Annotated in this window: 4 protein-coding genes and 1 tRNA gene; 3 read left to right on the plus strand and 2 right to left on the minus strand. The window is 75.0% G+C overall.

Translation table 11 applies throughout. The annotated features are described in order from the left end of the window. Positions 1-7 precede the first annotated feature (7 nt). Positions 8-98 (minus strand) — tRNA-Ser (locus ACZ5SK_RS09055). Between the two features lie 157 nt (positions 99-255). On the opposite strand from ACZ5SK_RS09055, the gene ACZ5SK_RS09060 reads away from it, so the two are divergent. After that, a complete protein-coding gene (locus tag ACZ5SK_RS09060; RefSeq protein ID WP_334578600.1) occupies positions 256-750 on the plus strand; it encodes an SSI family serine proteinase inhibitor in 495 nt (164 codons plus the stop codon). Between the two features lie 338 nt (positions 751-1088). Beyond that, a complete protein-coding gene (locus ACZ5SK_RS09065; protein WP_468575641.1) occupies positions 1089-6041 on the plus strand; it encodes a hybrid sensor histidine kinase/response regulator in 4953 nt (1650 codons plus the stop codon). A 2-nt stretch (positions 6042-6043) separates the two neighbouring features. Here ACZ5SK_RS09065 and ACZ5SK_RS09070 read toward each other — a convergent pair whose 3' ends face one another. After that, positions 6044-6628 carry a TetR/AcrR family transcriptional regulator gene (locus ACZ5SK_RS09070; protein WP_334578602.1) on the minus strand — a complete coding sequence of 195 codons (585 nt, stop codon included), beginning with the start codon at positions 6626-6628 and terminating at the stop codon, positions 6044-6046. Between the two features lie 139 nt (positions 6629-6767). On the opposite strand from ACZ5SK_RS09070, the gene ACZ5SK_RS09075 reads away from it, so the two are divergent. After that, positions 6768-8228: an MFS transporter gene (locus ACZ5SK_RS09075; RefSeq protein ID WP_468575642.1), complete on the plus strand. Its 1461-nt coding sequence runs from the start codon at positions 6768-6770 to the stop codon at positions 8226-8228. Positions 8229-9005: the final 777 nt, after the last annotated feature.

The following is a 9005-nucleotide window of genomic DNA, read 5'->3' on the forward strand; positions in this document are numbered from 1 at the left end:
GATCGAGCGGAGGCGGAGGGATTTGAACCCTCGATGGGCTTGAAGGCCCAAACCGCATTAGCAGTGCGGCGCCATAGACCGGACTAGGCGACGCCTCCAGCACAACCGCTCGCGTGCGTGCGAGTGGTGCGTGCAGATGATGACACAGTCGAGCGGCGTGTCACCAATCGGCATCCACGGTACTAGGCAGGCGGGCCGCAGGGCAAAGCCGTTGTCGGGGCGCAACGTCGTCGGCGGGGCGGCGTTAGTCCGGTCATGTTCCAGGTCACCCCGCTTCGACGGCTCGCCGTCACCGCCTGTGCCGCCGTGATCGCCTCGGTGCTCGTCGGCCCCGCCCCCGCGTCCGGGTATGCCGGCACGGCGGGTGGCCCCCTCGCGCCGCCGCCCGTGCGGGACGAGGACCAGGTCCCCGGCGATCATCTGACGGTCACCGTGCGGCACGCCGGTGGGCGAGCCGACGGGACGTTCGAGGTGTACTGCCACCCCGAGCGCGGCGATCACCCGGACGTGGGACGCGCCTGTCGCGCCGTGGACCGCAACACCCGGTGGGGCCGGGAGGCCTTCGCGCCGGCCCCGGACGGCGGCGTCTGCACCATGCGGTACGGCGGGCCGGCCACCGCCCATGTCACCGGGCGCTGGGCCGGACGCCCGGTCGACGCGACGTACGACCGCAGCGACGGCTGTCAGATCGAGCGGTGGGACCGGCTCGTACCGCTGCTGCCGGGCCTGCGCCCGGCCCCCACCCGCTGACACAGCGACGTGGCGACGTTGGGGCGGTCGGCCCGGTTCCGGTCGGTCGGGGTTCTGGGGCCCTCGGGCGGTTTCTCGCCGATGGCTCACTACGGAAGCGCCCGTTCCGTAAAAGTCGCGCGAAGGTCCCGCAAAGCCTGAGCTGCCGGTCGTGCGCGACGACGCACGGCGACAGGCCAGGACATACGTTCTGTGTCACTTCGTCGTGCGAGCTCCCTCTCATCCGGCGTCGCCGACGGGACCCCAGCCCTTAGACTCCCTCGCGTGACACGCTGCGGGCCGGTTGGCAAGATGGCCCGAACGGTCGGCAAGGTGCGGTAACAGGGAGGAAGCGACTCGTGAGCAGCAGGCCATCCCGAGGCGCTGCTCGCCTCGCAGCCATACTCGATGCGCTTCCCGACGCGTTGGTGCTGGTCAACGCCAATGGGACCGTCGTCAACGCGAACACCATCGCGCTCGAGGCGTTCGAGACGCCGGGCACGGCGCTGGTGGGGCGTGGGCTGCTCGATCTCCTTCCGGAGTTCGACTCCAAGCTCATTCCGGGCTCCATGCGGCGGCCCGACCACATGGACCCGCGGGGCCGGACCAAGCCGACCCGGATGGTCGCCCGGCGGACGGACGGGTCCGAGTTCCCCGTCGAGGTCACCAGCGCCAATCTCGAGAACGGCCAGCAGGCCTACGACGGCTACGGCTACGCCTCCGCCTCCGACGAGCTGCTGATGCTCGTCGTACGCGATCTGTCCGGCACGGTGGACACCGAGGCCGAGCTGGCGCGTTCGCAGCGGCAGACCGAGATGATCCTGCGGGCCGCGGCCGAGGGCGTCGTGGGCACCGACACCGACGGGCGGATCGTGCTCGTCAACCCGGCCGCCGCCCAGATTCTGGGTTACCGGGCGAGTGATCTCGGCGGCAAGGAGCTGCACACCCTCGTGCTGCACTCGCGCGCCGACGGCTCGTCGTTCCCGTACGACGAGTCGCCGCTCGCCGACACCCTGCGCTCCGGGCGCAAGCACCGGGTGCGCGGGCAGGTGCTGTGGTCCAAGGGCGGGGAGAAGGTGTCCGTCGACCTGACCACCGCTCCCGTGCGCGACGGCGACCAACTCGTCGGCGCCGTCATGACCTTCACGGACCGGCGGCCCTATGACGCCCTCGCCGAGGAGAAGGACGCCGTCGAGAAGCGGCACGAGGAGGAGCTGGAGAAGCTCTCCGAGGAGCACGCCTCCGACCTCACCGCGCTGCGCCAGCAGCACGTCACCGAGGTCGAGGAGCTGCGCGAGCGGCACGAGGAGGAGCTCGCGGCGGGCGACGAGCGGTACGCCGCGCTCGGGGAGCGGGAGAAGGACCGGTACGAGGCGCTCGCCGGGCGGCACGACCAGCTGCTCACCCTGCTCGGGGACTCCCTGCGCGGCCCCCTGGACGAGCTGCGCCGCGAGCTGGCCGCGCTCGCCGCGGACGACGCCGGCCAGCTGTGGCCCGAGGCCAACCAGGTGCTCCATCACCTGTCGGCGGGGTACTCGCGGATCACGACGCTCATCGACAACGTGCTCGGCTATCAGCGTCTCGACACCGGCGCGGAGTCGGTCGTCCGGACGAAGGTGATGCTGGACGCCGTCGTCGCCGCCGGTGTCGACGGTGCGGTGGAGCTCATCGGGCCGGGGCGGGTGCAGTTCGCGGTGCACGCGCCGCCCATCGAGGCCGAGGTCGACGCGCGGCTCCTCGCGACCGCGCTCGCGCACCTCGTGGCGGACGTCGCGGGCGTCGACGCCACCGGCAACGCGCCCGTATCGGCGGGCGGCTACATGGACAACACCGTCGTGGTGGCGGCCGCCCAGCGCGGCGAGGTCGTACGCATCGAGGTGCGCGGGCCGTACGCCGGCGGCGACCGCGTGCACGAGCCGATCGTGCGCGGGATCGTGCGGGCGCACGGGGGCGTGCTCCAGACGCACGAGGTGCCGGGCATGAGCGGCAGCGCGTATGTCCTCGAGGTGCCGCTCGGCGGCGGGGCGGGGGCCGTGGCGGCTCCGGCGGCCATGGCGCTGCCCGCCCTCGCGTCCGGCGCAGGCCCGGATGCGGGCATGGCCGCCGGCATGGGCATGGGCATGGGCATGGGCGTGGCTTCGGCGGAGGAGACTCCGGGCGAGCAGGGCGCCGGTGGGCGCCGGCGGGCCCGACGGTCCTCTGTGGACGCCTTCCTGGAGAGTGACAGCCCGGGCGCCGAGGGCGGTGCCGGCGCGGAGGCGGCGGTTCCGACCGGACGGCGGCGCAGGCGTGCCGCCTCCGCCGCCCCGGCCGGGGAGCAGACGGGCGAGCAGACGCCGGGTGAGGTGTCCGCGAACGCGGACGCGGAGGGTGCGGATGGCGCGGACGGTGCGGAGGGTTCCGGCGGTACCGGGCGGCGCCGCGGACGGTCGGCCGAGGTCGCCGTCGTGGGGGCCGAGCCGGGGGTCGACGGCGGTGTCGGCACGGCGTTCGGTGCGGCGGTCGACGGGGGTGTGAGCGAGGGCGCTGTCGTCACGGCCGCCGAGCATGCGGCGGGGACCGCCGCCTCGGGTACGGGGCTCGGCGGCACCGTACCGCCGCAGGGCGTACCGGCTCCGGGCGGACGGCGGGCCCGGCACGCGCCGGAGGGCGGCCAGCAGCCCCAGAACGCGTTGCCGGCCGCGCTGCCGGCGCTCGCGAGCGCAGCACCGCCGGCCGACGCCTCGCCGACGGGCATGGGCACGGGTACCGATACCGATACCGATGCAGTTGCCGATGCCGGTACGCAGGTGGAGAGCGGGCAGCCGACCGGGCGCCGTCGGCGTGCCTTGGCCGCGGCGAACGAGCGCGCCGCCGCGCAGGAGGCGGGGCCGCGTGCGGTGTTCGCCCTGCCGCCCGCGGAGGCCGACCGGACGCCGGACGGCTCCGGCGGCACGAACACGGCCGACCAGTCCCGGGCCGCGGGCCCGATTCCGGCACAGGGACCGACTCCGGCGCAGGGGCCGATCCCGGCACAAGGGCCTGTTCCTACGCAGGGGTCTGTTCCGGCGTCGGGTCCCGCGCCCGGTCAGGGGCCTGTTCCCGCGCAGGGGCCGATCCCCACGCACGGGCCTGTCCCCGCGCAAGGGGCTGTTCCGGCATCGGGTCCCGTGCCCGGTCAGGCACCGATCCCCGCTCACGGGCCCGTCCCGGCGTCGGGTCCCGTGCCTGGTCAGGGGGCTGTTCCCGCCTCGGGTACCGTGCCGGCTCATGGGCCTCTTCCTGCCTCGGGTCCCCTTCCTGTTGCTGGTCCTCTTCCCGCAAGCCCACTTCCGGTTCCGGCTCCTGGAGCGGTTCCGGGGGCGGGAGCGGTTCAGGGGGCGGGAGTGGTTCAGGTGCCCGCCCAGGCCCCGATTCCCGCCCAGGCGCCGATTCCCGCGCAGGCCCCGGTTCCCGGCCAGGTGCCGATTCCCGCGCAGGTCCAGGCCTCTGGTCAGGGCGGCCACGCGCAGGCGCCGGCGCAGGTGCCGGTTCAGGGTTCCTCCGAGGAGGCGGCGGTCGACCATGGGCGGCACGACGCCGTCCCCCACGACCAGGCCGACGACCACACCCCGCCCCAGCCGCACCCCACGAACGCGCCCACGGGTCGCCGCCGCCGGGCCGTCGCCCAGCCCGCGGAGGCTGTCGGCATGGCCGGGGAGGGCGTGGCCGCGGGGGCCCAGGCCGCCGTCCCGGCACAGGGTCTCCCCCAGGCCCAATCCCAGGCCCAGGCCCAGGCCCAGGCGGGGGACGGTGTCCAGCGGGCCGGTGTCGCGCAGGCAGTCGGCAGCCTCAACCCGGCCGTTGCCGTACCCCCCGCGCCCGGTCAGGGGCAGCCGCTCCCGGCCGAAGCGGCGCCCGCCCCCGCGCAGGCCATGCCGGGGGGCCCGGCCGCGCAGACGCCCGGTGGAGGCACCCCGCTTCCGCCCGAGGCCGTCGTAGGGCAGCCGCGGGCGGCGCAGCCGCTGCCCGCCGAGGCCGCGTCGGGTCTGCCCATGGACCCCAACTCGACGCAGGGGCGGGCGATCAGCGTGCGCACCCTGGGGCAGGGCGTGCCCTTCACCCGGCAGGCCGCGCAGGTGCAGCAGCTCCAGCCGCAGCCCCAGCAGGCGCCGGCCACCCCTGCCCCGAACGGCCCCGGTGCTTCCGGGCGGCGCCGCAAGCTGGGGACGCCGCCCGACCCGGCCGCCCGCCCGGAGCAGACGGGCCGACCGGAGCAGACGGCGCGCCCGCACCCGTCGGCCGAGCAGCCCGTCGGACCGCAGGCCCCGCACGCGTCGGTGGCCCCGCAGATGCCGATGCCGTCGCAGGCCGTCGGGGCCCAGGCGCCACAGTCCACCGCGACGCCCACCCGCGCACCTGCCCCGACGTCCGCCTCCTCGCCCCTTCCGCATCCCTCCCTCGCCGGTCAGACGCGGCTCGTGCCCGGGTCGGCGACCGAGGGCGCCGGGCGGTCGTATGCCATAGGGGCGCCGGACGAGAACGCCGCCGAGGGGCCCGAGCCCTTGGACGGGCCCGGTGGGGCCGTCGAGGTGGCGGATCCGCCGCGGTCGCAGCCGCTGGACGACGAGCTGCCGCCGGAGCCGCTGGACAACCCGCGTCGGCTGCTGGTGTGGCCGGCGCCGGACGTCAGCACGCAGCAGGCGCTCAGCGACCGGGGCTACCGGCCGGTGATCGTGCACTCGCGCGAGGAGGTCGACGCGCAGATCGCCGCCTTCCCGGCCGCGCTGTTCGTCGACCCGCTGACCGGGCCGATCACCCGGACCGCTCTGCAGTCGCTGCGTACGGCCGCCGTCGCCGCGGAGGTTCCGGTGCTGGTCACGGCCGGGCTCGGGCAGGCGACGCGCGAGGCGGCATACGGCGCCGACCCCGCCGTTCTGCTGAAGGCGCTCGCGCCGCGCGACAGCGAGCAGCATCCGCCGCGGGTGCTGCTCATCGAGCAGCATGCCGAGATCGCGCTGGCGCTGACCTCGACGCTGGAACGGCGCGGGATGCAGGTCGCGCGGGCGGCGAGCGACGCGGACGCCGTCACGCTCGCCGGGCAGCTGCGGCCGAACCTGGTCGTGATGGACCTGATGCAGGTGCATCGCCGTCAGTCCGGGATCCTGGACTGGCTGCGGGCGAACGGCCAGCTCAACCGCACTCCGCTGGTCGTCTACACGGCCGCGGTCGACCAGGCGGACCTGCCGCGGCTGGCGTCGGGGGAGACGGTTCTCTTCCTCGCCGAGCGGTCGACCAGCCCCGAGGTGCAGGGCAGGATCGTGGACCTGCTGGCGCGCATCGGCACCAACTAGGGTCAGGGCTTCGCGATGAGCCTGCGCGCCGCCTCCTTGACGGAGGCCCGCAGGCGGACGCGGTCGGTGTCCTCGACGCCCGCCAGGATGCGGCTCATCTGGGGGACGACGGTGGTCCAGTTGGCGATCGCGACCAGCAGGAAGAGCAGGTCGGGGGCCGGGATGGCGTCGGTGATCACGCCCCGGTCCTGGCCGTCCCGCACGGCGGCGACCTTGAGCGCGTAGTGCTGCTGGCGTTCCGCCTCGTCGGGCAGCTCGGCCGTGCCGTACTCGATGCCCTCCCAGTAGAGGAGACGCAGGAGTTCGGGGTGGGCGGCGTGGTAGTCCATCAGCCGGTCGATCCAGCCCTCGATGTCGTCCGGGTCGACGGGGACGGCGGCGGCGAGATCGACCATGCAGCGGCCGAGGACCTGGGAGAACAGCTCCGCCTTGTTGCCGAAGTAGGCGTAGATGAGCTGCTTGTTCGCCTTGGCCTCGGCGGCGATGCGGTCGATGCGGGCGCCCGCGATGCCGTAGCGGGCGAACTCCGCGACGGCCGAATCGAAGATCCGCGCCTTGGTGGCCTCGGGGTCCCTGGTCGTTGCCATGGGCACATCGTAGCCACGCGATCAGGTAGGTAACCAACTAGTTGGTTGACAGGGAATGCGCGTCGGCGGCAGGCTGTTGCACCCTCCGTTCCAACCAACTGGTTAGTTACTAGAGTCGGCTCGAAGGAGCATCTCCGCCATGGCGACCTCGCCGTCCCCGGTCACCGCCCCCCAGCACACGAGCACCCCGCCCCGGCAGACACCTACCCACGGTCCGACCGGGGGGCCGACCCGTGGCCCGTCCGCCGGCCCGGCCAACGGTCCGTCCGCCGGCCCGACTGGCGACCCGATTCACGGTCCGAGTCCGACCCCCAGCCCGACCCACGGTCCGTCCGCCGGTCCGTCCGCCAACCCGGCCCACGGCCCGGCCCCTGCCCCGACCGGCGGCCCGGCCCACGGCTCTCGTCCGACCCCCGGCGCCGCCGCCTCCCGGGGTCGGAACCTCCTCCGCGTCCTCATCGCTCTCTGCACCGCCGTCACGGCCGCCAACATCTACCTCGCGGCCCCGCTGCTCCCCCTCATCGCCCACGACTTCGGCTCGACGCCCTCGGCCGTGGCCTGGATCGCCTCGGTCGCCCAGTTCGGGTACGCGGCCGGCCTGCTCTTCTTCGCCCCGCTCGGCGACCGCGTGAACCGGCGCCGACTGGTCGCCGTCCTCTCGCTGGTCACCGCGGCGGCCCTGGTCGCCGGGGCCTTCGCCGCCGGGACCGGCGCCCTCGCGGCGGCCGTGCTCGTCGCCTCGGCCGCGACCGTCGTCCCGCAGCTCCTCGTGCCGCTGGTCGCCGAACGCGCGCCCGCCGACCGGCGCGCCCGGCATGTGGCCGCCGTCATCGCCGGACTGTTCACCGGCATCGTCGCCGCGCGGGTCCTCGGCGGACTCGCCGGACAGGCGTTCGGCTGGCGGGCGGTGTTCCTGGGCGCGGCCGTCCTCACCACGGCCCTGGGCCTGCTGACCGCGGCCGCCCTCCCCGCCGAGCGCCGCCGCGCCCGCGAGGGCCACCTCTTCGCCGGCCTCACCGCGATGCCGGGCCTGGTGCGACGCTCGCCCGACCTGTGGCGGGCCTGCGTACGCCAGGCCGGGATGTACGGCGCCTGGAGCGCGCTGTGGACATCCCTGGCCCTGCTGCTGACGAGCGACGAGTCGTACGGCCTGTCGACGGCCACCGCCGGTCTGTTCGGTCTCTTCGGACTGACCGCCAGCGCCGTCGCGCCCCTCGCGGGCGGGCTGGTCGACCGCTTCGGCGCGGCGAAGGTGGTCCGCAACGCGTACCTGGTCGCGGCCGTCTCCGTCCCGCTGTTCTGGCTGGGCGGGCAGGTGCTCGCGGCGCTGTTCGCGGCCGCGATCCTGATCCACGCGGCGCTCGTCGCCTCCCACGTCGCCAACCAGACCCTCGCTCTGACCACCACTTCGGCCCCGGCCACCGCCAACAGCGCCTACGTCGTCGCAGGCTTCGCCGGCGGCGCCACCGCCTCGGCCCTGGCCGGCCTCGCCTTCACCCACTTCGGCTGGACCGGAGTCGTCGCGGTAGCGGCCACATGGCTGCTCCTGGGCTGGACATCCACGACCACTCGCCGCCCCATCACCCCCACGCGCCGCTGACCACACACCGCTGACCACGCCCCACCCCGCCAACCCCGACGCCCGCCGAGCAGGAACGGGCGCACGTGGAGGGCCGGGGCGCCGAGAGGGCAGGGCCGGGGGCCCGAGCCGAACACACCCCGGGCCCCGGGCCCCGGGCCCCGGTCAGCGGGGCCGCGTAAGGCGACCAGCCCCGGGCCGGGATTCGGGACCGGCCCCGGAGGCCGAGCCAAGAGGCAGACGCCAAGGACCGGACCGAAGGCCAAAGCCAAGGGACCGAGACCGGGCTCCGGGCCCGGACGCCGGCCCCAAGAGGCCAACGCCAGGAACCGGGATCGGAGGCCAGGGAGTCCGGCCCCAGGGGCCGCAGGCCAGGAAATCCGGACCCGGAGACCACCGGCCAGGGAGCAGCGCAGGGCCGGGGACCACAGTCCAGGAAACCCGGCCCCCAGGACCGCAGCCCAGAAAGTCCGGACCCGGAGACCACCGGCCAGGGCCCGGAGCCGGGGACCACAGCCCAGAAACCGCAGCCCAGGAACTACAGACCCGGAGACCGCAGGCCAGGGCCCGGAGCCGGGGACCACAGCCCAGGAAGCCCAGACCCCGAGACCGCAGGCCAGGGCCCAGAGCTAGGGATCAGAGGCCGGACAGCCGGATCTGGGGCCCTGATCCGGTGGCTGGGCTCCGAGGCCGAGGCTGTGGCCTGGGCCCGGGCCGGAACCGAGGTCGGGCCCGGGGCCCGGGTCGTGGGTCAGAGGCCCGGGTCGTGGCCGGGGCCCGGGGCGGGGCGGGGCCCGG

It is taken from the genome of Streptomyces sp. NPDC031474 (assembly GCF_055581185.1).

Bases quoted from the DNA above. Each gene is read 5' to 3' on its own strand.
- ACZ5SK_RS09070 (WP_334578602.1), bottom strand. From the start codon at position 6,628: ATGGCAACGACCAGGGACCCCGAGGCCACCAAGGCGCGGATCTTCGAT.
- ACZ5SK_RS09075 (WP_468575642.1), top strand. From the start codon at position 6,768: ATGGCGACCTCGCCGTCCCCGGTCACCGCCCCCCAGCACACGAGCACC.
- ACZ5SK_RS09060 (WP_334578600.1), top strand. From the start codon at position 256: ATGTTCCAGGTCACCCCGCTTCGACGGCTCGCCGTCACCGCCTGTGCC.